The following is a 271-nucleotide window of genomic DNA, read 5'->3' on the forward strand; positions in this document are numbered from 1 at the left end:
CACTCATATAGAGTGAGACGTCTACCAGCGCAATCATTATAAGTATTGTCAACAGATTTCAATCCACTCACTCATATAGAGTGAGACATGAAATAGAGTTCGCTGTTTGTAAAACTATTATCATTTCAATCCACTCACTCATATAGAGTGAGACCTTAATGGGAAGGACATTATTAAAAATAGAAAATATTTCAATCCACTCACTCATATAGAGTGAGACTTCTAAAAGTAATTCTTTTTGAGGTGCTTCTTTAATTTCAATCCACTCACT

1 protein-coding gene is annotated in these 271 nt (G+C 33.6%); it reads right to left on the reverse strand.

From position 1 onward, the window contains the following. Window positions 1-67: 67 nt before the first annotated feature. On the reverse strand, window positions 68-271 hold a 204-nt coding region (locus HU755_RS27615), incomplete at its 5' end, for a hypothetical protein (protein ID WP_238350058.1).

This window comes from Pseudomonas sp. SWRI111 (assembly GCF_014268555.1).
GTDB lineage: Bacteria > Pseudomonadota > Gammaproteobacteria > Pseudomonadales > Pseudomonadaceae > Aquipseudomonas > Aquipseudomonas hamedanensis.